21 protein-coding genes are annotated in these 20,497 nt (G+C 56.2%); 5 read left to right on the top strand and 16 right to left on the bottom strand.

What is annotated here, in order from left to right; translation table 11 throughout:
• Window positions 1–6: 6 nt before the first annotated feature.
• From J0X12_RS08575 to J0X12_RS08540, 8 genes are all read right to left on the bottom strand, one after another.
• Window positions 7–1,014: a type II secretion system F family protein gene (locus tag J0X12_RS08575; RefSeq protein WP_207044270.1), complete on the bottom strand. Its 1,008-nt coding sequence runs from the start codon at window positions 1,012–1,014 to the stop codon at window positions 7–9.
• Window positions 1,014–2,918, bottom strand: coding sequence for an ATPase, T2SS/T4P/T4SS family (locus tag J0X12_RS17590; protein ID WP_207044267.1), 1,905 nt, complete (start codon window positions 2,916–2,918; stop codon window positions 1,014–1,016). The genes J0X12_RS08575 and J0X12_RS17590 overlap by 1 nt, the downstream gene beginning before the upstream one ends.
• Window positions 2,918–4,156: a CpaE/TadZ family protein gene (locus tag J0X12_RS08565; RefSeq protein ID WP_207044264.1), complete on the bottom strand. Its 1,239-nt coding sequence runs from the start codon at window positions 4,154–4,156 to the stop codon at window positions 2,918–2,920. The genes J0X12_RS17590 and J0X12_RS08565 overlap by 1 nt, the downstream gene beginning before the upstream one ends.
• Before the next feature lie 14 nt (window positions 4,157–4,170).
• Window positions 4,171–4,848, bottom strand: a complete 678-nt coding sequence (locus J0X12_RS08560) for a CpaD family pilus assembly lipoprotein (RefSeq protein WP_207044261.1) — start codon at window positions 4,846–4,848, stop codon at window positions 4,171–4,173.
• Window positions 4,849–4,853: 5 nt separating this feature from the next.
• Window positions 4,854–6,272 carry a type II and III secretion system protein family protein gene (locus J0X12_RS08555; RefSeq protein WP_207044258.1) on the bottom strand — a complete coding sequence of 473 codons (1,419 nt, stop codon included), beginning with the start codon at window positions 6,270–6,272 and terminating at the stop codon, window positions 4,854–4,856.
• Window positions 6,273–6,284: 12 nt separating this feature from the next.
• Window positions 6,285–7,178, bottom strand: coding sequence for a Flp pilus assembly protein CpaB (gene cpaB, locus J0X12_RS08550; RefSeq protein ID WP_207044255.1), 894 nt, complete (start codon window positions 7,176–7,178; stop codon window positions 6,285–6,287).
• A 242-nt stretch (window positions 7,179–7,420) separates the two neighbouring features.
• Window positions 7,421–7,636, bottom strand: coding sequence for a Flp family type IVb pilin (locus J0X12_RS08545; RefSeq protein ID WP_207044251.1), 216 nt, complete (start codon window positions 7,634–7,636; stop codon window positions 7,421–7,423).
• 110 nt (window positions 7,637–7,746) lie between these two features.
• Window positions 7,747–7,977 carry a Flp family type IVb pilin gene (locus tag J0X12_RS08540; RefSeq protein ID WP_207044248.1) on the bottom strand — a complete coding sequence of 77 codons (231 nt, stop codon included), beginning with the start codon at window positions 7,975–7,977 and terminating at the stop codon, window positions 7,747–7,749.
• A 496-nt stretch (window positions 7,978–8,473) separates the two neighbouring features.
• Here J0X12_RS08540 and J0X12_RS08535 point away from each other — a divergent pair, with 496 nt between their 5' ends.
• Entirely contained in the window at window positions 8,474–10,117 is a 1,644-nt protein-coding gene (locus tag J0X12_RS08535) for a TadE/TadG family type IV pilus assembly protein (protein WP_207044245.1), read from the top strand.
• A gap of 338 nt (window positions 10,118–10,455) precedes the next feature.
• Here the strand turns inward: J0X12_RS08535 and J0X12_RS08530 are convergent, their stop codons facing one another.
• The 3 genes from J0X12_RS08530 to metG all read right to left on the bottom strand — a co-directional run bounded on the left by J0X12_RS08530 (window position 10,456) and on the right by metG (window position 13,548).
• Window positions 10,456–11,085 carry a TadE/TadG family type IV pilus assembly protein gene (locus J0X12_RS08530; protein WP_207044242.1) on the bottom strand — a complete coding sequence of 210 codons (630 nt, stop codon included), beginning with the start codon at window positions 11,083–11,085 and terminating at the stop codon, window positions 10,456–10,458.
• Between the two features lie 29 nt (window positions 11,086–11,114).
• Entirely contained in the window at window positions 11,115–11,732 is a 618-nt protein-coding gene (locus J0X12_RS08525; protein ID WP_207044239.1) for a TadE/TadG family type IV pilus assembly protein, read from the bottom strand.
• A 124-nt stretch (window positions 11,733–11,856) separates the two neighbouring features.
• The gene (gene metG, locus J0X12_RS08520) at window positions 11,857–13,548 is read right to left on the bottom strand and encodes a methionine--tRNA ligase (protein ID WP_207044237.1); all 1,692 of its coding nucleotides are present in this window, start codon (window positions 13,546–13,548) and stop codon (window positions 11,857–11,859) included.
• Between the two features lie 142 nt (window positions 13,549–13,690).
• Here metG and J0X12_RS08515 point away from each other — a divergent pair, with 142 nt between their 5' ends.
• Window positions 13,691–14,677 carry a L,D-transpeptidase family protein gene (locus J0X12_RS08515; RefSeq protein ID WP_207044234.1) on the top strand — a complete coding sequence of 329 codons (987 nt, stop codon included), beginning with the start codon at window positions 13,691–13,693 and terminating at the stop codon, window positions 14,675–14,677.
• 12 nt (window positions 14,678–14,689) lie between these two features.
• Here the strand turns inward: J0X12_RS08515 and J0X12_RS08510 are convergent, their stop codons facing one another.
• The 3 genes from J0X12_RS08510 to J0X12_RS08500 all read right to left on the bottom strand — a co-directional run bounded on the left by J0X12_RS08510 (window position 14,690) and on the right by J0X12_RS08500 (window position 15,917).
• Window positions 14,690–15,007, bottom strand: coding sequence for a hypothetical protein (locus tag J0X12_RS08510; protein WP_207044232.1), 318 nt, complete (start codon window positions 15,005–15,007; stop codon window positions 14,690–14,692).
• Window positions 15,008–15,034: 27 nt separating this feature from the next.
• A complete protein-coding gene (locus tag J0X12_RS08505; protein ID WP_207044229.1) occupies window positions 15,035–15,487 on the bottom strand; it encodes a host attachment protein in 453 nt (150 codons plus the stop codon).
• 88 nt (window positions 15,488–15,575) lie between these two features.
• The gene (locus J0X12_RS08500; protein ID WP_207044227.1) at window positions 15,576–15,917 is read right to left on the bottom strand and encodes a phasin family protein; all 342 of its coding nucleotides are present in this window, start codon (window positions 15,915–15,917) and stop codon (window positions 15,576–15,578) included.
• 296 nt (window positions 15,918–16,213) lie between these two features.
• On the opposite strand from J0X12_RS08500, the gene J0X12_RS08495 reads away from it, so the two are divergent.
• Complete coding sequence (locus J0X12_RS08495) at window positions 16,214–17,026, top strand: c-type cytochrome (protein ID WP_207044225.1); 813 nt, start codon at window positions 16,214–16,216, stop codon at window positions 17,024–17,026.
• A 56-nt stretch (window positions 17,027–17,082) separates the two neighbouring features.
• Here J0X12_RS08495 and J0X12_RS08490 read toward each other — a convergent pair whose 3' ends face one another.
• Window positions 17,083–17,973, bottom strand: a complete 891-nt coding sequence (locus J0X12_RS08490) for a TauD/TfdA dioxygenase family protein (protein ID WP_207044223.1) — start codon at window positions 17,971–17,973, stop codon at window positions 17,083–17,085.
• 246 nt (window positions 17,974–18,219) lie between these two features.
• Here J0X12_RS08490 and dusA point away from each other — a divergent pair, with 246 nt between their 5' ends.
• Entirely contained in the window at window positions 18,220–19,182 is a 963-nt protein-coding gene (gene dusA / locus J0X12_RS08485; protein WP_207044221.1) for a tRNA dihydrouridine(20/20a) synthase DusA, read from the top strand.
• Window positions 19,183–19,345: 163 nt separating this feature from the next.
• Window positions 19,346–20,041, top strand: coding sequence for a thermonuclease family protein (locus J0X12_RS08480; RefSeq protein WP_207044219.1), 696 nt, complete (start codon window positions 19,346–19,348; stop codon window positions 20,039–20,041).
• 2 nt (window positions 20,042–20,043) lie between these two features.
• Here J0X12_RS08480 and J0X12_RS08475 read toward each other — a convergent pair whose 3' ends face one another.
• A complete protein-coding gene (locus J0X12_RS08475; RefSeq protein ID WP_207044217.1) occupies window positions 20,044–20,436 on the bottom strand; it encodes a DoxX family protein in 393 nt (130 codons plus the stop codon).
• Window positions 20,437–20,497: the final 61 nt, after the last annotated feature.

Below are 20,497 nucleotides of genomic sequence, written 5' to 3'. Positions count from 1 at the left end.
TCTCTCCTAAATCTCGAAGCGGACCATCTTGGCCATCACGCCGACGCCCGAGCCAATCATGCCGAGCCCCGCGCCGATCAAATACATGCCGCGCGGATCAGTCAGCAGCGTCCCGACATAGCCTTCATTTGCCAGCCACAGCAGACCGAACATGATGAAGGGCAAGGAGCCGATAATCCAGGCGCTGGCCCGCGCCTCCGACGACATCGCCTTGATTTTGAGCTTGATCTGACGCCGTTTGCGCAGGGTATTGGCAAGCCCGCCGAGTGTTTCGGCAAGGTTACCGCCCGTTTCGCGCTGAATGGATATGGCGATAATCAGGAATTTGAAGTCCGGCAGGTCGATACGACGGGAAACATCCCAGAGCCCGCTTTCAAGGCTCTGCCCCACCCGCATGGCATTGGCAACACCCCGGAATTCCTTGCCCACCGGATCAGGCGCATCATTGCCGACGGTAACAATCGCCTCGCTGATCGGCAGACCGGCGCGCAGACCGCGACACAGCAGCTCGATCGCTTCGGGAAATGTTTTCATGAACTTGTTGACCCGCCGCTTGCCGAGATAGCCGACCGTGGCGTGCGGCAGAAACAGGCCCGCCGCCAGACCCACCGGTATCGCCAGGAACATCGACATGTCATAGAGATAATGCCCGGCGAGTATGATCGTCAGAATCAAGATGCCGGTCACGGTCGCATATCTGGAGATCGGAATATTTAACCCGGTTTTCTCTAGCCGTATTTTCAACAGGTCCGGGTTGGGAACGAGAGTTCGGATCATGCTGTCGAAAAGCTTGATGCCACTGGTATCCTGGGTCCGCCGCGCCGAACTGCGCGCCTTTGTTTTGCCCACCGGTTTATGACCCTGGCTGATCTCTGTCAGGCGACGCCTGGCTTCCCGTGAATGGCTGTCTCCCCCGGCGAAGGCAAATGCCAACAGCAGGGATATAAGGAGCGTTGCGCCCCCTACGACGAGCATCATGGTTAGTAGGTCTCCAGATCCGGCAGAATCGATCATCACATGGCTCCTAAAAGCATCTTCTCCAAGCCAAAATAAGCCGCGCGCGGCGCAAAATGCGGCCGCAGTCCGGTTGACTTAAACTCACCGAGCAGTCGGCCGCCCTTGTCTTCACTGTGGAATTCGTACCAGAAGAGGTCCTGCATGGTGATAACGTCTTCTTCCATGCCGACGACTTCGGAAATATAGGTCACGCGCCGGACACCGTCGCGCATGCGGCTGATCTGGACGATCAGGTCAATCGCAGAAGCGATCTGGGTACGCACGGCTTTTGCCGGCAGGTTGACGCTCGACATCCCGACCATGTTTTCAAGCCGGGTCAAAGCCTCACGCGGGCGGTTGGCGTGAATTGTCGACAGTGATCCGTCATGGCCCGTGTTCATGGCCTGAAGCATGTCAATCGCCTCACTGCCACGAATTTCACCAAGGATGATGCGATCGGGACGCATACGCAGGGAGTTCTTCAACAATTCCCGCATTGAAATCTCGCCGCCGCCTTCAAGGTTGGCGGATCGGGTTTCCAGACGCACGACATGCGGCTGCTGCAACTGCAGCTCGGCCGCGTCCTCAATGGTGACGATACGCTCACCCGGGTCGATCAGCTGGGAAATCGCGTTCAGCATGGTCGTCTTACCGGAACCGGTACCGCCTGAAATCAGGATGTTCAGCCGCGACCGGCCGGCAACCCTAAGCACCGTCGCCATGGCCGACGACAGGTTCTGCGTCCGCTCCATCACGTCGAGGGTAATTTTCTGCTTGGCAAACTTACGAATCGAGATCGACGGACCGTCAATGGCAAGCGGCGGAATGATGATATTTACACGGCTACCGTCGGCGAGACGCGCATCCACAAGCGGGTTCGATTCATCGACCCGGCGGCCGACATGGCTGACGATCCGGCCGGCGACCTGCAACACATGGGCGTTATCGCGGAACTGGCAGTCCGACAGTACCAGCTTGCCTTTCTGTTCCACATAGACCTGCTTGGGGCCGTTGACCATGATATCCGTAATCGACTCATCGGCCAGCAGCGGCTCCAGCGGACCCAGCCCAAGCATGTCATGCATGAGGCTTTCGGCCAGTTCACGCTGTTCACGCTGGTTGAGCTGGATGCGTTCCTCGATCAGGATATCGGTGATGATATCGGAAATATCGCGCGCAAGGTCGAGCCGGTCCATGGTGACGGCAGCACTGATATCGATGCGCTCCATCAGGAGCGGCTGCACCACGAGCTTCACGGTCTCAAGATGCTTGTTCATCTTGGTGCCCGTGGTCTCCGGCGTCATATCTAGATTGAAGAGGGTTGCGGACTTGTCATTGTGATCCGGTTCATCTTCCTCAACCAAGGTTTTGGCAAGCGGTACGACAGGCTCGATTACCTCATCGTCTTCAGCTTCCAATCCCGGTGCCGGATCGTTAATCTCCTGCGGTCGCTCAAACTCGGTCTTGATCTCGACCGGCGATTCCGGGTCAACGCCAAAGACGGTTACCCCTTCTTCGATGATTTGCGTATAGACGGTGCTGTCCTGATCGTCCTTGACGTCAGGAACGACAGCGTCGCTGGTTTCGGGAGCCGACGGCTCAGGGCTTGCCTTAACCGGCCGGGATTGTTTTTTCTTCTCGAGTTCCTTCCACAGCGACTGCGTAAGGTCATTAACGAGGGTGCGCTGTTCCAGGACGTTCAGATCCACCTTTTCCCGTTTCATGGCGTCGCGAAGATAAGCCTTCACCAACTGCGCAACGGTAGAGCGGTTTTCGTTTGCATCAATTTCGGGCAGCAGTTTTTCTGCGATCTCCGGTGACAATTTCGCCAGAAGACCGGTCACCTGCGGGCCGGCCGCGCTCGGAGCTACCGGAGCGGCCTTGCCTTTCTTAACCGATGAAGATGAACGCCATAAACTCACTACTTAGGACCCACTTCTTTCTTTTTCTTGCCGCCGGGAACCAGTGTGAACAGTCCCTTCTTCTTCGGCTTTTCATATCCGGATACATCCGCCGCCAGATCCTGCAAGACCTTTGCGATGGGAGATTTGATCGCTACCTCGTCAATCGCCTTACCGGCGTTGGCACAGATGGTCAGGGTTTTGGAATCCTCCGGAACCACATAGTCGACCGACTCGTTCAGGCCGCGTTCGAAATCCGCTTTGGATACCTGCGCTGAACGATCAGACCCGACACGGCTAACCACCTTAAGGATACGTCCCTTGGTCTGCAGCGTCGTCATGGCCTGGGTGATCCGGTTGATATCGCGGATACCAGCAAGCGACTGATCGGACACGAGAATGACCGTATCGGCAGAGGCCAGAAGAGCCCCCTGCGTCGGCAAGAGATGGCGCGGCAGATCGACGACAACCTGGTTATAGTCCTGGCTGATCTCGCCGATCAGCGCGTCGATCGATTCTTCATTCATATCAACAAGTTCATCAATCGGCTCTTCGGTACCAAGAACTGCGAGACGGTCGCCATCCTTGACAATCGCACTATCCAGAAACAGCTTGTCGAGCCGGTGCGGATTTTCGAGGGCCTCGCGGAAGCCACCCCCCGTTTCAATATCAAGAGACAGGGTCGTCGTGCCGAAATGCAGGTCCATGTCCATCAGCGCCGTCGGCAGCTTTTCCTCATTGGCCATGATCCAGGCGAGGTTCGTGGCAATGGTCGTCGCACCGACCCCACCGCGTACGCCGACAACAACGGTCAACTTGCCACTTTGGGCAGCAGAGAGTGCCTGGGACTGGCGACCGACATTTTCAATCGCATCTTTCAGGACCTCCGCTGTCAACGGCTTGACCAAATAGTCTTTGGCGCCAAGCGCAATCATTTTGCGAAACTCGCTGACATCGTTCGAGGCACCCAATACGATCAGCGTGTTCTCCGGACCCATTTTCCGGATAAGCCGCGTGATGTCACTGTCGGGGTCGATGCTCTGGGTGATGTCGGCCAGCACGACTTTGGGGGAATGCCCCGGCTCAATCCGGCTCAACGCCGCCGTGATGCCGCCGTCGAGGGTTGAATCCAACGAATAATCAAGCGCCGTACAGACCTCGCGGCTGACCTCCAGCGATTTTTCATCGTCAAGAAAGCCCATATAATCTTCGCAGACCGCGTTGCCGAAAAGCGTGCTTAAAGATGAAGATTTCGCCATGTCCTCTGACTCCCTTATTGCCCGGAAGCGCCGGCGGAACTGGCCGCTCCGGCCCGGTAATTTTCAATTGCCTTTGCCGCCCGCTCGCCAATGGCGGCACTCTCATTCGCCGGATCGACCAGATCGCGCGGATTGGCAATCATGCCTGCCAATGCATCGGCATTCGCACAGCCCATATAGGGAAGCGGCAGATTTTCGTATCCGATCCCTTTTGGCTTGTACCAGCCCTTCTGGCAGTTCGGATCGACCGTAGCGATATATTTCACGAAATAGACCCGCAGCGAATCAGTCCCGCTCTCCTTCGTTGCGCGTGGTGCAACGGAAAAGCCCCGGTCCTGCAGGAACTCTGCGACCTCAGCGAATCGTTGCTCGCTCAGCCCGCTATTGCCCTGAATGCTGGGAAACTCGACCTCGACCGTTTCGCCGAACTCGATCTCCTGAGCCTCGATAAAGCCAAGCAGCTTACCCTTTTCCATATCAGGAAGGCGGGCGCGGCCAGCTTCGAAATCAACAATAATGGTTGGCGTTAGCTCACTGACCGAGATTTTCTTGTCCAGCGTCGCCTTTTCCGGTGTCGCGGTTCGATCATAAGCGCCCATCAAGCCTTCCGGGGATGTGCAGGATGCGGTCAATAGAAGCATCCCGACCAGGCTGGCCAGCGTCGCGGATTTCTTAAACAAGTTCTGTTGCATCAGATCTACTCCAGGATAAAGCCAGCAGGGCCAGCAAGCTTGACATCATTCGGCGCCGTTGCGGCAGTGTCCCGCCCGTCCTTCTCCGGTGCATTTTCGCCCAGCGTCGGACGGAAATTCTGCGCACCGACATAGAGATCCTTGTCATTCGGCGGAATGTAACCGTCTGTCGGCTCCGCAATCCGCGAATTGCTAGGCTTGACAAGATACGGCGTCACGATAATCAGCAGCTCCGTCTCGTTCCGCTGGAAAGAAGACGACCGGAACAGGGCACCCAAAATCGGGATGTCGCCAAGGAACGGCGTTTTGGAGATATTATTGTCCCCGTCACTGCTCAGCAGCCCGCCAATGGCAAAACTTTGCCCGCTTGCCAGTTCCACGGTGGTCTCGGCGCGACGGGTCAATAGCGACTGAATAAAGGAACCGCCGACGTTAATGGCGGACTGTGACGACAGCTGGCTGACTTCCGGCCTGACCTGCAGATTGATCAGGTTGTCATCAACAATTGTCGGCTTGAATTCAAGAGAAACACCAAAGGGCTTGTACTGAACGGTAATCGCGCCGTCTTCCTGCGGAACAGGAATGGGGAATTCACCACCAGCCAGGAATTGCGCCGTTTCACCGGACAGGGCCGTCAGGTTTGGTTCCGCCAGAATGGTGAGCAAACCCTCCTCATCCAGCGCGTCAATCACATTCAGGATATCAACATTCTTGTCGGCATAGCCCGAAACAAAGTTCGTTCCGGTACCGAGCCGGGTAATCCCGGTTGCGCCGGATCCGACGATATCGACCGGAGTAGCGAAACCGAGAAAGGCATCGCCGATACGGCCAAAGACTTCCCAGTTCACGCCGAATTGCTTGGTGACGGAGCGGGATACCTCGGCGATACGGACACGCAGGTTAACCTGCATCGCGCCGGCCACCTCGATCCGGTTGAAGACTGTTCCGCCACCGAGATAAAGTTCCGCCATCCGACGGGCATCCTCGGCCTGCGCCGCAGATTTCACCCGTCCGGTCAGCATAATGCCGGTGGGGGTGGAACGCGCCATCAGGCCGCCATTGGGGCTGATATCCTGCAGGGCGTCATTCAGGGAGGTCACATCATGGGTGATGGAGATCGGGGAGTTCAGCAGAACCCGGCCCTTGGCGTCGAGGGCAAACAGGTTCGTACTGCCCGTCCCTTTCCCAAAAACATAGATGATTGTCGGTGACTGGACCTGCACATCGGCAAGTTCCGGATTTCCAACAAAGACGGAGGTTGCCGGCTGATCCAGCTGAACAAGCTTACCCGAATTCAGGGTCAGGGCGAGAATGTCACCCTTGGCGTTTATGACCTGCGCCGCGTGAATATTTGTCGGAGCGCCGACGGTCAACATCAGTCCCAGCCCAAGGGCGGCCAACGGTTGTAATAGTCTGGTCAGCATCGAAACTACTCCTTAGTCGAACAACTTCTGCTTGGCATCGCCAGCGCGTACGACATTGATGACTGTTGTCGGAATACCCATCCGCGGGGATCCACCGGTAATCAGGCGGCTTGCTTCGCTATCCCAGGTATGTCCCCGGCCGCGTTCGGCCTTGAACGCCACCTGGCCATCCTTGCTTCTTGCTTCATCCTCAACGCGCGCGAGAGCGCGAAGAGACAGGGTCAGGCTGCCCAGCTCCTTGGCAACGGCGATAATTTCCGCACCCTTCGGAGTAACTTCCAGCGTGGCAACACGGCGAAGCGCTGCCTCCTGGTTCTGGTCGTTTGTTGATTGGTCCATGGCCACGATCCGAACGTCGGTCAGGATGGTTTCACTGGCGCGGCGGCCGCTCGTCTCACCCTCTACTTCCGACTCCTTGACGATGGAGTGAGTCAGGATGACATCGACCCGGTCACCGGGAAATACAAATCCGGCAATACCTGATGTCATATCGACGGCAATGGAAACGGCGCGTTTTCCGGGATTGAGGACCGCAGCGAGAAATCCGCTCTGTCCAGGTTTGACCATACGGGAATCGGTAATTGGTTCGCCAGCTGCAACGCCCTGACGCACGACCGTGCCGATGAAATCTTCCAGGGGCCGTACTTCTTCAACGACATAGATATCCTCTATATCATCATCTTCAGGCCAGGCCTGCCATTTCAGATGCTGTTCCTGAACCAGGGTGCCGGCGGGAAGGTCGGTTGCCGCCACGAGAATTCTGATTTTCTGTTGAACGGGCTGTTGCGTCACAACCTGAGCCGTTTCAGTGGCCGGTGCTTGCTGTCCAGCCCAATTGCGCACAAACCATACTGTTGATCCGGTAATGAGCAATGCAAATACGATCAATATTAATTTTCGCGCCATGGTGTTAATTCCATAAGGTTTCAAATATCGCCAACCCTAAACTGAAAGACATTAATTTCCGGTTAAATTTGGGACGAATTATGGGGTAAATTTCGCGGTATTCCGGCGTAAATAAACCGCAAGAAACTGCCGAAATTGAGCGTAAAAACTGTATAAAATTGGCTGGATTTGGATAAAAGACGCCGACCTGGCGTCTGACCGCATAAGCAGCGGTTGGGAGAAGTGGGGAAAGCCAAGCCGGGTCAGGAACAGCTGTCGAGACCGTCATTGGACAGGGTGAAGTTTCCACCGATCGCAACACAGAAATCTTCGGTGATGCCAGAGAAGGCTTCAAGGATCGTTTCACCGGTCGACCCGAAGGCAACCACGGCTGCAATGGATACGAGGGCGGCGATCAGGCCGTATTCGATGGCGGTGGCACCGGATTCGTCGTTGAGGAAATCTGCTACGTGAACCATACCAACCTCCGGATCATTACATCGATATATTACGTGGTAATATGGCCCAGCCCCTAAAGGCCAGGAGAGAGGGGGCGCCGAAACCAGGCGCCCCGACCCGAATAGCTATATTAGCTGCATGAACCGGCTGTAGCATTTGCACCTGTCGTAGATGCAGTATAGGTACCACCTGTACCAGTACACAGAGCTTCTGCGATATCGTCGAATGCACCAACAATCGTATCACCGAGAGCGGTAAAGGCAACAACACCAACCAGAGCGACGAGAGCAGCGATCAGACCATATTCAATAGCCGTAGCACCAGACTCGTCTGTTACAAAAGAACGGATTACTTTAATCATTTTGAGTCTCCTAAAATTCAGGAACTTCGTCCTGACACTTAACAAAACTTGGTTTTAGTCCCGCCAGGTTTTTAAGACCCTTTGGTGTCTAGACTTTTTAGCCCGCGTTGAACCCGCAACCTGAAAAGCCCCTTAAAGTTAAAGCGCTTCCCAAGTTCGTCTTGCCTCGCGCCTTGTGTGCAATTTAAACGGTAATTCATTAATCAATAGTTAAAAGAATGGAATTTATTGGTATCGAACATAGCGAATAATTGATAAAATTTTATTAAAGAAATACTTACGAAATTTACCTAATCGTTTATTTTATTTTATTTATATTTAATTATTAAATTTATTTCTTTTTCTCAACTATATTTCACATAACAATGTATAAGGGTGTTATATTTATATAATTAATACAAATTAGCGGAAATCCCTTCTTGATATTAAGGAATTCTTAAAATATTTGCCTGATGCTGTTAGTCAGAAAAATTTATTTTGATTGCATGGTGTCAGCATGAACAAGAAGTATTCTTTCGGTTCGCTATGCCGGATCATCGCACGGTTTACAAACAACAACCAGGGCGTGTCCGCCGTAATCATTGCATTTCTGGCGATCCCCATCTTCGGGGCAATCGGTCTGTCCATTGATCTGGGCCGCGCCTATGTCCTGAAATCCAAGCTTTCCACCGCGCTGGACGCGGCCGGACTGGCAGTGGGGCGAAATATCTTTGCGCCCACGGATGCGGAAATATATGCCGATGCGCAGAAATATTTTGATGCCAATTTCCCCTCCGGATTTATGGGCACCTCCCCGATTACAATGAACGCAACGACGGTTACCTGGGATTCGACACGCGAGAATATCGCGCTTAATGTCCGCGCGGACATGGGCACGACCTTTATGAATGTCCTGGGCCAGCCCTCCCTCGCGGTGGGTGCCGTGACCGAAATCAAGCGCGACAACCGCGGGATGGAGCTCGTCCTGGTTCTGGATAACACCGGATCCATGGACTCAAGCCTTAGCGGAAGTACGCGGATGGCAGAGTTGAAATCCGCTGCCAAAAACCTTGTGGATATTCTGTACGGAAATGAGGAGACGCGGGATAAACTCTGGGTCGGAATCGTTCCCTATACAATGGCCGTCAATGTCGGGCCGCAGAATATTGACTGGCTTAAAAACACCTACAAAACCAACCTGACCAACAACTCGACGAGTATTTTTACCGCCGACTCATCAAATACGGCCCTCGGCCGCGATGTTACCGGAGACGGCGTCAATGACACGGTCTATGGATGGGAAGGATGCGTCGAGATGCGGGACCACCTCCTCGGAGGGACGGTCGATGTGTCTGACGATCCGCCAAATGACGACTTTGTTCCCTATTTCTGGAACGACTATTTCCGGGATTCAGATAATGATTTCCACGGAGATAATAGCGGCGGTGATAGCGAGACTAATAATGACTGGAAGAGATATAGTTCAAGTAGTGGGAACTATTACTCTGTGAATTCCAGTCGTGGCCCCAATAAATATTGCCCAGAGAGCAAGGTCCTGCCGCTGACGGCTGAAAAGAGCACGATCAAATCGCATATTGACTCCATGGATGCGAATGGCGGCACGGCCGTAAACCTGGGCATGGTCTGGGGCTGGCGCGCGATTTCGCCGAACTGGAACAACCTGTGGTATGGATCGTCAACACTCAACCTGCCGACCGGATACACGGCCCTGCCCCTTAATTACGGCGAACAGTATATGGATAAGGTCGTTGTCCTGATGACAGACGGTCTCAATACGCTGGGCACAAATAGCAGCGCCTATGATATTTATCATGCGTACGCGAGGGCGGAACTATTCGACACGACCCCGACGTCAAATAAGTATGATTATCGGGGCTTTCTTGATCAAAGCGCCCTCAGCGGCAGTGGCTATTCAAGCTATCCCGACATCGTCGATGACAAGGTTCTGGCAACCTGTACGGCCATGAAGAACGCAGGGATCATCATCTATACCGTGCTCCTCGTTGATGGGAACTCAAGCATGATGAGAAGCTGCGCAACATCGCCCAAGCATGCATTTGTCGCCACCTCCGCGGCCGAGCTTGCGGACAATTTCAACACCATCGGTGAAGAACTCAGCAACCTGCGTATTTCGAAATAAGCCGGTTCTTTCAAACAACATCGGGAGCGGTGGTTTCGGCCACCGCTCTTTTTTTGGCGCATGGAGGAGGAGGATACTCTCCCTTCCCGGTCTGGTTTCCGTCCACATCCCAACCCGGCCCGCCTGGCCTTATGCTCCTCAACCGGTATCGGCTCTCTGTAAATAGAAAGACTGTACATAGGTGTGGGAACCGGGGGGCTGCGTCACTGATTACGTCGGGATACCAGGCTCTTCAAGCGACTGCTTACACGTCGACACAGAATAAAGGCCACCCCGGTAACGGGGTGGCCTTTCTGCTAAGGGTCTTGCCGACGTGTTGTCCGCCGGCTAATCGCTCACTAGGGAGCCGCCGGAAAGGTAATCGTATCGGTAAAGCGCGGTCGGAAATAGGCATGCGCCCGCAGCAGCATATCCCCGAAGAAGCCGATATCGCCCGTCAGGTAGGGATCATAGTCGTAATAAACTTCCGCAATGATCAGGGTCTCCCCATCCGCCAGTGTCTCACCGGAACCGGCATCGGGAAAGGCGGCGGGAAGCGTTGCGTCACCGCCGATGGTGTCGCCGATGATGCTGCTGGCACTGGTAACCGAGCCTGAAATCCGCTGGCTGAGTATTTCGGGGGCCTGTCCGGCCCGACCCTGCACCGAGGTCAGGATAATCATGTTATTGCCCGAAATATCAAAGGGCTGCGCCATAAAGAGGGCGGAATCGATAATGTTGGAGATTTCGGTCTCGGTGATATTCTCGATATTGGACCGAGCGATCAGGTCCGAGAGGGTGGCCGCGATCCGGTCCAGCTTCTGGGTCATCAGCGCGTAGCGCGCAACCTCAAAACTGCCGGCGGTGAGCAGCATCAGCACGGGCAGCATCAGGGCAAACTCCGCCATGGCAACGCCACGATGGTTACGGATGAACCCGCCGATATGGCCTAGTATCCGGTTGCCGGTAGATTTAAACAAACGCTTCATTATAAACCCCAATTAAAGGTAACAGCGCATTAATACGGCTCGTTCCGCACCACGATGGATGCCCGCATGGGTAAAATACCATCCAGGATCGGGATGACCTGACCGCTCAGGAAGTTCCAGTTATATTCGACGGTGTAGAGCACGATATCCCCTTGCGCGCCTAGCCCGGCGACGCCGAAATCCTCGTCATAGACACCGTTGCCGTTCACTTCGACCCAGGGCTCGCCATCCGGATAGACGGTGCCGTCTGAATGGGTATAAGGGCCAGGAGTCCAGGCTCCATCCCCATCGAGATCGGTAAATTCCTCGCCCTGCCCCACATAGGAGAAGTTCTCATAGACCAGCGTTGTCACATCACCGGTTGTCAGGCCCAACAGCCCGAGGGAGGCTTCATTTAGCATATCAACAAGGGCTTGGGTGTTGCTGGACCCGTCCTGAATCTGCCCGGTCAGGCCAAGGCGGGACGCATCCTTGAGGCTGCCTTCCACCACCGTATTGATGAACATCGCCATGCTGAGCTCGATGATACCGACCAACAGCAGAATCAGCACAGGCGCGATCATCGCCAGTTCAACCGCCGTCGCGCCAAGGGTATCCTGAGCAAACGCGTTCAGGATCTTGCGTTTTAGTAGCTTGCCTAACGTCATCGCTAAACGATCCTTCTGCAAAATAAGCATAAGAGTAGCGATAAGGCCTTAAAGCCGCGTTAAGAATTAAAGTTAACTTCGGTAAAATTCACCGCAAAAAACGGTGTGGAACCCGCCCGAATCCTTACGATTCCCCGCCGAAACGCTCTTCCCAGCCCGCGACCTCTTCATCGGAGATCTTGCGGAACAGAACGTCCGGGATGTCAAAACCATGGCCGGGTTTCAATGTTTGCAGCTCCGTCAACATATCCCCCTCGATCCAGTCGGTCGAGTTCAGCGTGAGACCCAGGCAGGCGGCCATTTTCTGCGCGGCATTCGGGATCACCGGCGCACTCAGCACGGCGAAGATACGAATCAGGTTGACGGCGATGCGCAAGGACTGCGCCGCCGCCTCCGGATCGGTCTTGAAGGCCGTCCAGGGGGCTGCCTCGGTCAGGTACTCGTTGCCGAGTGCCCAGATCGCGCGCAGTTCCTGCATCGCCTTGCGGATCTGCAAGTCCCCCATATGGGTGTTGTAAGCTTCCAGCCGTTCTGTCAGCGCCCTGGCAAGCGCCGCCTCGGCCTCGCCCGCCTCGCCGCCCTCGGGCAGCTGGTCCCCGAACTTGGAGGAACAGAACTTCAGCGTCCGGTTGACAAAATTGCCAAGAATATCGGCCAGGTCCTTGTTAACCGTGCCGGAAAATCCGTCCCAGGTGAAGCTGGCGTCGGAGGTTTCCGGCGCATTCGCGAGCAGGTAATAACGCCAATAGTCGGACGGCAGTAACTCGACCGCGTCGGACATGAAAATGCCGCGCTTCTGGCTCGTCGAGAATTTCCCGCCATAATAGTTTAACCAGTTGAATCCCTTGATATAATCGACCATCTTCCAGGGTTCGCGGCTGCCGAGAATGGTGCCGGGAAAAGTCACCGTATGGAACGGCACATTATCCTTCGCCATCACCTGCACATAGCGCACATCGTCGGCCTCATACCACCAGCTTTTCCAGTCGCGGTTCTCCGGGTCCTCATCGGCCCATTCCTTGGTCGCCGCGATATATTCGATCGGCGCATCGAACCAGACATAATAGACTTTGTCCTCCAGCCCCGGCCGGTCGACCGGTACGCCCCATTTCAGGTCGCGGGTAATGCCGCGGTCATGCAGTCCCTCATCCAGCCATTTCAGCGCAATGGAGGACACCAGCACTGGCCAGTCCTGGTGCCGGTTGACCCAGACGCGAATTTCATCGGCAAGCTTAGATTGCAGCAGGAACAGATGCTTGCTCTCGCGGATTTCAAGATTGGTGCTGCCCGACACAGCCGAGCGAGGCTCCAGCAGGTCTGTCGGATCGAGGAGCCGGGTGCAGCTCTCACACTGGTCGCCGCGCGCCTTGTCGTAACCGCAATGGGGACAGGTTCCCTCGACATAGCGGTCCGGCAGGAAGCGGTCATCATCGATGGAATAGACCTGGCGGGTGATCCGCTCGTCGATAAAGCCGTTCTCGAGCAGCTTCTTGCCGAAATGTTGGGTCAGTTCCTTGTTCTGCGGCGAGGAAGAGCGGCCGAAATAATCAAAGGAAAGATCGAAGGCGGCGCCGAGATCGGCCTGTACTTTATGCTGCTCCGCGCAGAATTCCGCAACATCCTGCCCTTTTTCGCGGGCAGCGAGCTCGGCGGGGGTGCCATGTTCATCGGTGGCGCAGATAAACAGCACCTCTTCACCGCGCGCGCGCAGGTACCGGGCATAGAGGTCCGAGGGCAACATCGAGCCGATCAGGTTCCCCAAATGCTTGACACCATTGATATAGGGTAAGGCGGAGGTAATAAGGTGACGGGTCATCTTGGCGGCTGCTTCCTCAAACTTTTGGGTCTGTTCCTGATTGCGCTCTTTTACAGGAAGTTGCATAGCGGGGCAAAGCAAACATTGAGCTCCTGTTGAAAAAGGCCCGGAACTGCTTATTCTTGATAGATGATTTCACTCTATGCCCATTCGGCCAGCCGACACTATGGCCCGCCAGTGGAAGGACGAAAGGTGTAGCCCCCGCGTGAAACAGGACCAGTTGAAACGGATCAGGAACGCGCTTGCCGCCGGGTCGCTCGGTGTCTTCCTAGCGGTGCTGGGCGCCACGGGTGCGGCGGCGACAGACCTGATCGGGACGGAGAAAACCTATACCGCCCGCGAAACGGAAATCCTTATCCATATCGCGGAGGCTACCGGTGTCGGCTATGTCGAGCTTCGCGCCGCCAATCCGGCGGCTGATCCCTGGGCGGTCAAGCCCGGCGAGGAATTACGGATCCCGACACGGCATATCCTGCCAAGCGGCCTGAAACCCGGCTTTACCGTCAATATTGGCGACATGCGCCTCTACTACAGGGGAAAGACGGCGGAGGATATCCGCTCCTGGCCCGTCGGCATCGGCCGTGACGGGCGCCGCACGCCCGTCGGCAAACTGACGGTGACAGAGCTGCGCGAGAACCCCACCTGGCGCCCGACCAAGACGATGCGCGACCTTGATCCGTCCCTCCCCGCCGCGGTACCGCCCGGTCCCGGCAATCCACTGGGCAAATACGCGGTGCGCATCGGCTGGGATGGCTATGTTATTCACGGCACCAACAAGCCTGCCGGCGTTGGTCGCCGGGTCAGCAGTGGCTGCGTCCGCCTGTATGACACGGATATCAAGGAGGTGTTCGACATTGCCAGGATCGATATGCCCGTCACCTTGATTGACGAGCCGATCAAGGTCGGCTGGGACGGGACAGCGGTTTATCTAGAGGCGCATCCGGCCGGCGCGCAGGCCGATCAGATCGAGATGACAGGCACCTTTGATCCGGTCCCCGTCGATCTTGCCGGGATACAGCGCGCCGCTGTTGTCAAGGCCGAAGCGCACGGCCTCTCCCGGATTGACTGGGCCGCCTTTGACCGCATCATCCAGGAAAGGCGTGGTGTGCCTGAGATAATCGCCAAGTAATATCGCGGGCGATTACTTGCGCAGATGCTTAGCGTGCATGGCCTCGAGCTCCGCCGCAATCCGGGCGGCGCGGTCCGCCGATTCCTTTGCAGATCTTGCCGCGGCGGCGGCCTCATTGCTTGCCTGCATGGTCTGCGCATTCATGGCTTTCAGCTCTTCCATGATCGCCAGGGACTTGGCCGCATCAGCCTTGGCCTGCGCCGCATCCATCTTGGCGGCTTCGATGGCCATGCTCTCGGATTCCATCGATGGCGATGCACAGGCTGCGAGCCCAAGACACAGACCGCCGACCAGGGCGGCACGTAATGGAAAATCGGATAGGGATGTCATATGTTTTTTCATCATCTCACTCCTTTTCTATTCTTTAAACGCAGTTAACCGATCGGCGAGGCTGATTTCAGCAACACCGATCAGATTCTTGGGCCATTCCGCCGCAATTTTGGCCAGTGCCTCCTCGGACATGCCCGATTTGAGGCGGGCCATGGTCTTGGGCAAGGCCACCAGAATGAGTCTATCCAGGATGTCGCGCGTTACGGCGTCGTTCACCTTGTCGGTGATAGAGCGCAGAAACACCGCGCTTTCCTGTTCGGAAAAATCCGCGTGATCCTCGTAGGCATAGCGCGCGGATTGTGTCGATTTCTGTCCGCGTCCGGGCCGCGCCGCGCCTGCTTCTCCCTGCTTGCCCTGGGCGGCTGGATGCGCCTTGTCCAGGACCTGCGTCAAGCGGCCGTTGATCCCCTCGCGCGCATATATCCGCGCGTGCGCCTTATCGGCGAGCAGGATCCATTCCCTGTTCTTACCAAAGGGCATAGTCTGTATTCCCTTCCAGATTATGATAGCACAGTTTTTGCGTCGCTAGAAATCCAGCGCCGTTCGCCGCCTCAACCCGGAGCACGCCTCAATCGCCGGGAAGCTTGGACAACTCCGGCGCTTCCGCGGTCATTTCGGTGCAGATCTTGGCGATATGGGTCGCCTCGTCCGCATATTGCTTGAACGCGGTCTGGTAAAAGCCGAGGCAGATACTCACCATTTCCTGCGGGGATTTACACTCGGCGAGCTTCTGCGGCATGTCCAAATCCTCTTTCAGCCGGGTGCGGCCGAAAGTCATCAACTCGTCATTGCAGGACATCATCATCTTGTAGAATTTCTGGTTCATCCCGGCCATGGCCTCAACATTGAAAGGAACCCCTAACGCCTGCAGGTCACCGCCATTTCCTGATGAAACTGTTTTTTCCGTCATTTGCCGCCTCCCTAGATTTGCATTTCCATTCGTTAACCATAACCGGTTACGCAGAGACTATCTTTGATTTAGGTCAACAGTGTGGCGCGTCAATTACGTCAGAAAAAAATTAGAAATGTGACGGTTTTCACATCGGCATCCGTATGAATCCCATTGCATATATTCAAATTCTCTAAGATACTTCGCGCGAGAATCTGCGGATTCGGGGCTAAAAAAGTTAGGAAAGATACGTTAATTCTCCTTTTCAGGATACGCACATGAAAAAGCTGGTTATTGCCTTTGCCCTGGCTGCCACCGTGCAGTCCCAGGCAGTGTCTGCCGAGACCCCGCTGGAGCGGGGCACCTACTTGATGAACAGTATCGTTGCCTGTGGCAACTGTCATACACCGCAAACGCCGACCGGCCCGGCAGCGGGCATGGAACTGGCCGGCCAGTTCCTTGTCGACGAGCCGGGTTTCTTCAAGGCCTTCGCGCCCAACATTACCCAGGACAAGGAAACCGGGATCGGTAACTGGACGGATGAGCAGATCATCGCCGCCATTCGTGAGGGCAAGCGCCCGAATGGCACGATTATAGGCCCGCCCATGCCGATTGAGCTTTACCGCAATATGTCCGACACCGACGTCACGGCGATCGTCGCCTATCTCCGGCAGGTGAAGCCCGTGAAGAACGTCGTCGAGAAATCGACCTACGAAATTCCGCTGCCGCCTTCCTACGGGCCGCCGGTCACCCAGGTGCCGGATGTGCCGCGCGATGACATCGTCGCCTATGGCGCCTATCTCGCCGGACCGGCCGGACACTGCATCGAATGCCACAGCCCGCTGGTCAACGGGAAACCGGATATCGAACACCAGCTTGGCGTCGGGGGCATGTCCTTCCCCGGACCCTGGGGCGTGTCAATTTCCGCCAACATCACGCCGCATGAGGATGGCATCGCCCACTACAACGACGCCGACCTAGAAAAGGTTATACGCACCGGCGTCCGGCCCGACGGCTCACGCCTGCTGCCACCGATGGGCGTCTATTACTACGCCAATATCTCCGATGAGGACATGTCCGCGCTGATCGCCTATCTCCGGCAGCTGGAGCCAAAACCCAGCCCGGAATAACAGGCGGCCCCTGGAAAAAGCCTGCCCGGCATCACCGCCGGGCAGGTGCGGCGGCGTTATTGTGCCGCGAGCGCCTGTTCACTTGCCGGGTCGCCGGCAATGCGGGAATGCAACATGATGCGCGGTTCCGAAAAGTCCCAGGCACAGGCCTTGTGCATCAGGCAGCGGTTATCCCACAGAACAACATCCCCCGCCGTCCAGCGATGCTGATAGATCCGCCGTTCGTCGGCCACGGCAAAATTGTTAAGCCGCGCGATCAGCTCCTCCGAGTCCGCTTCTGACAGGCCCGGAATACCATAGGCATGACGCCCGACGGCCAGCGCCTTGCGCCCCGTTTCGGGGTGCGTCTTGACCAGCGGGCGAAGCGGCACGTCGGCAACATTCATGCCATAGCCGAAATATTCGCTGTCTTCCTTTTTCGTCTCCTCGCCCACAGCCCGCTGACTGTATTCAAGGGAATGATAGGCCGAGAGGGAATTGATCTGTGCCTTCGTCGCGTCATCCAGCGCATCATAGGCATCACGCATATCGGCGAAGGCGGTATCGCCCTGACGCTTGGGCACGACATGGGCGCTGAACACGGCACCTTTCGCCTGTACCGGCATATAGGTGCTGTCCTGGTGCCAGTGCATATTGCCGCGGATGATCTTCATCATGTCATCACCGGGCGCATCCCGCAGGCTGCCGTCCGGCTTGACGTTGCTGATCTCCACCGCCTTCAGTTCTTCCACTAGATCGCCGAACCGACGGGCAAAGGTGACCTGCTCGCGCTTGGTGAGGTTTTGTCCCGGGAAAATAAGGAGGCCGTAGGTCAGCCAGGCCTGATACAGATCGTCGAAGGTCGCGCTGTCCAGATCCCGAAGATCAATCTCCCGCACCAGAGCGCCAAAGGACTTGTCCAGAGGTTCAACACTGAAGCCGGTAGCGGATTGAAGGGTTTGTCCCATCTTATTCTCTCCCCTTATTGTGTTTTTTTATAAGTCTAGCGCCGATTGCATCCCGGCGGCAAGCCCATTGAGACGGAGAACAATCGAAACTTTGAATATAAGCCCCATCGTCATATCGGTCGCGACCCTATGAAAACCTTCCCGTTTTACCAAAGATCGGTTAAAAGCGTGGCAGATATAAGGTGGAAGCCCCTAGATCGCTTCCTATATGTTAAACAATTCAACAAATTAAGACCGCACGAATCCATGGTGAACAGACGTATCTCAATAGCCCCGATGATGGACTGGACGGACCGGCATGACCGGTATTTCCTGCGCCTCATTTCTAGCCGCGCCCTTCTCTATACGGAGATGGTGACAACGGGGGCGATCATCCATGGGGATGCGGACCGGTTCCTGCGGTTCGATCCGGCGGAGCAGCCGCTTGCGCTCCAGCTCGGCGGGAGTGAGCCGGACGCCCTCGCCCGCTGCGCGAAAATCGCCGAAGACTACGGCTATGGGGAAGTTAATCTCAATGTCGGCTGCCCGTCCGACCGGGTGCAGAACGGCCGCTTCGGCGCGTGCCTGATGGGGGAGCCGGAAACGGTGGCGGCCTGTGTCACGGCGATGCAGGCGGCGACCTCCCTCCCCGTCACGGTGAAGACGCGCATCGGCATCGACGATCTCGACAGCTATGATTACTTCAAAAGCTTTATCGAGCGAGTGGCGGAGACGGGCGTCTCGACCTTTATTATCCATGCGCGGAAAGCCTGGCTCACCGGTCTCAGCCCGAAGGAGAACCGTACTATCCCGCCGCTCGATTATGAGCGCGTCTACCGCCTGAAGCAGGAATTGCCGGAGCTGGAGATCATCATCAATGGCGGGATTTCAAGCCATGAGGAAATTGACACGCATCTTGAGCAGGTGGATGGCGTGATGATCGGGCGCGAGGCATACCAGAACCCCTATTTCCTGGCCGAGATCGACCGGCGATACTATGGCGTCGACGATGAAAGCCCGGAGCGGCGCGAGGTAATCGAGCAGATGATCCCCTATGTGACGCGGGAAATGGCGGCGGGTGTGCCGCTCAACTCGATCACGCGGCATATGCTCGGCCTGTTCCAGGGCCGCCCCGGGGCCCGCGCCTGGCGCCGGCATATCTCGGAAAATGCTCATAAAAAGGGCGCCGATATCACTATCCTGACCGAGGCGGCGTCGAAAACACGCTGATCTGCGGCAAAACACCACTTCCGATTACCTTTTCTTAATTCTTACGCTCCAGAATTGAGCGGAATACAGGATTTCCGTTCACAAGGAGCCCGGCTTGGCCGTCATTCCCAAAATAAAGCCCCGCTCGCCCTGGCGACGCGGCAACCGGCGGAAAGGAAACCTTGTGTCCTTTGCATTGGTCGGCGTGTTCAGCCTGATCGCGGGAACAACCCTCGGTCTGACACCCGACATGACGTCTTATGAAAAAGCCGCATCGCTCCCCGGCGGGGTCAGCGGCCTCGCCCATGTGGTTGATGGCGATACGATCCGCCTGAACGGCGAGAAAATCCGCCTGAACGGCATTGACGCGCCGGAGTCGGATCAAACATGTTTTGACGATCACACGGAAAGCTATGCCTGCGGCACGCAGTCCGGCGCTTACCTAAAAAGCCTCGTCGGGAAAAACACGCTGCGCTGCGATGGCAGCGAAAGAGACAAATACGGCCGCCTTCTCGCCACCTGCTATATCGGGGATCGCGATATCAATGGCGAAATGGTCCGGTCGGGCTGGGCGGTCGCCTTTCGCCGCTACAGCGAGCGCTACCTGTCCGAGGAAAATGCGGCGAAAGCTGCCAAGGCCGGGCTCTGGCAGGGAAATTTCCGGATGCCCTGGGTCTGGCGACAGGACCAGCGTGTCGCCGTGCATGACGGCAACAGCTGCAATATAAAAGGAAATATCAGCGACAGCGGCCGGATCTATCACTTGCCCGGCAGTCGCTGGTACAACGCGACGCAGATTAACGAGAAAAAGGGGGAGCGCTGGTTCTGCTCCGAGCTTGAAGCGCTCGCAGCAGGATGGCGCAGCCCCCGATATGACTAGCCTTAGGCCCGACTTGACCGACGATCGAGGCTAAGGGCACCGGCGCCATTGGCGACGAGGAACAGCAGGCCGCCCGCGATGGCGATATTCTTCATGAGCATGATCATCTGCAACTGGTCTTCTGGCTGGAAATGAAAGAGCAGACCCGACACCACGGAAAATCCCGCGAGCAGGAAGGCAACGATCCGTGTCTGCCATCCGGCGAGGATGGCCAGGCCGCCGCCGAGCTCCACCAAAATGACGAGCGGGAGCAAAATGCCTGGGACGCCCATCGCTTCCATATAGCCGGCCGTACCGCTATAGCCGGTGATCTTGCTGAATCCTGCCGGTACAAACAGGATCGCAATAAAAATACGACCCGCAAGGTCGAATAAAGGGTTCAGTTTCTCTAGCATTGTCGTCAACTCCACCATCAATCAGGAATAATGTGCGGAATATATGTCTGATTCTTAGAAT

It is taken from the genome of Sneathiella sedimenti (assembly GCF_017313765.1).
Classification (GTDB): Bacteria; Pseudomonadota; Alphaproteobacteria; order Sneathiellales; family Sneathiellaceae; genus Sneathiella; species Sneathiella sedimenti.
The sequence above is the reverse complement of the archived record's forward strand: the minus strand, read 5'-3'. Positions and strand labels throughout refer to the sequence as shown.

Coding starts and splice junctions, on each gene's coding strand:
- J0X12_RS08510 (WP_207044232.1), bottom strand. CDS start 15,007: ATGACATCCCTATCCGATTTTCCATTACGTGCCGCCCTGGTCGGCGGT.
- J0X12_RS08515 (WP_207044234.1), top strand. CDS start 13,691: ATGCCCATTCGGCCAGCCGACACTATGGCCCGCCAGTGGAAGGACGAA.
- J0X12_RS08490 (WP_207044223.1), bottom strand. CDS start 17,973: ATGGGACAAACCCTTCAATCCGCTACCGGCTTCAGTGTTGAACCTCTG.
- J0X12_RS08565 (WP_207044264.1), bottom strand. CDS start 4,156: ATGGCGAAATCTTCATCTTTAAGCACGCTTTTCGGCAACGCGGTCTGC.
- J0X12_RS08505 (WP_207044229.1), bottom strand. CDS start 15,487: ATGCCCTTTGGTAAGAACAGGGAATGGATCCTGCTCGCCGATAAGGCG.
- J0X12_RS08575 (WP_207044270.1), bottom strand. CDS start 1,014: ATGATCGATTCTGCCGGATCTGGAGACCTACTAACCATGATGCTCGTC.
- metG (WP_207044237.1), bottom strand. CDS start 13,548: ATGACCCGTCACCTTATTACCTCCGCCTTACCCTATATCAATGGTGTC.
- J0X12_RS08540 (WP_207044248.1), bottom strand. CDS start 7,977: ATGATTAAAGTAATCCGTTCTTTTGTAACAGACGAGTCTGGTGCTACG.
- dusA (WP_207044221.1), top strand. CDS start 18,220: ATGGTGAACAGACGTATCTCAATAGCCCCGATGATGGACTGGACGGAC.
- J0X12_RS08555 (WP_207044258.1), bottom strand. CDS start 6,272: ATGCTGACCAGACTATTACAACCGTTGGCCGCCCTTGGGCTGGGACTG.
- J0X12_RS08530 (WP_207044242.1), bottom strand. CDS start 11,085: ATGAAGCGTTTGTTTAAATCTACCGGCAACCGGATACTAGGCCATATC.
- J0X12_RS08500 (WP_207044227.1), bottom strand. CDS start 15,917: ATGACGGAAAAAACAGTTTCATCAGGAAATGGCGGTGACCTGCAGGCG.
- J0X12_RS08475 (WP_207044217.1), bottom strand. CDS start 20,436: ATGCTAGAGAAACTGAACCCTTTATTCGACCTTGCGGGTCGTATTTTT.
- J0X12_RS08535 (WP_207044245.1), top strand. CDS start 8,474: ATGAACAAGAAGTATTCTTTCGGTTCGCTATGCCGGATCATCGCACGG.
- J0X12_RS08525 (WP_207044239.1), bottom strand. CDS start 11,732: ATGACGTTAGGCAAGCTACTAAAACGCAAGATCCTGAACGCGTTTGCT.
- J0X12_RS08545 (WP_207044251.1), bottom strand. CDS start 7,636: ATGGTTCACGTAGCAGATTTCCTCAACGACGAATCCGGTGCCACCGCC.
- J0X12_RS08560 (WP_207044261.1), bottom strand. CDS start 4,848: ATGCAACAGAACTTGTTTAAGAAATCCGCGACGCTGGCCAGCCTGGTC.
- cpaB (WP_207044255.1), bottom strand. CDS start 7,178: ATGGCGCGAAAATTAATATTGATCGTATTTGCATTGCTCATTACCGGA.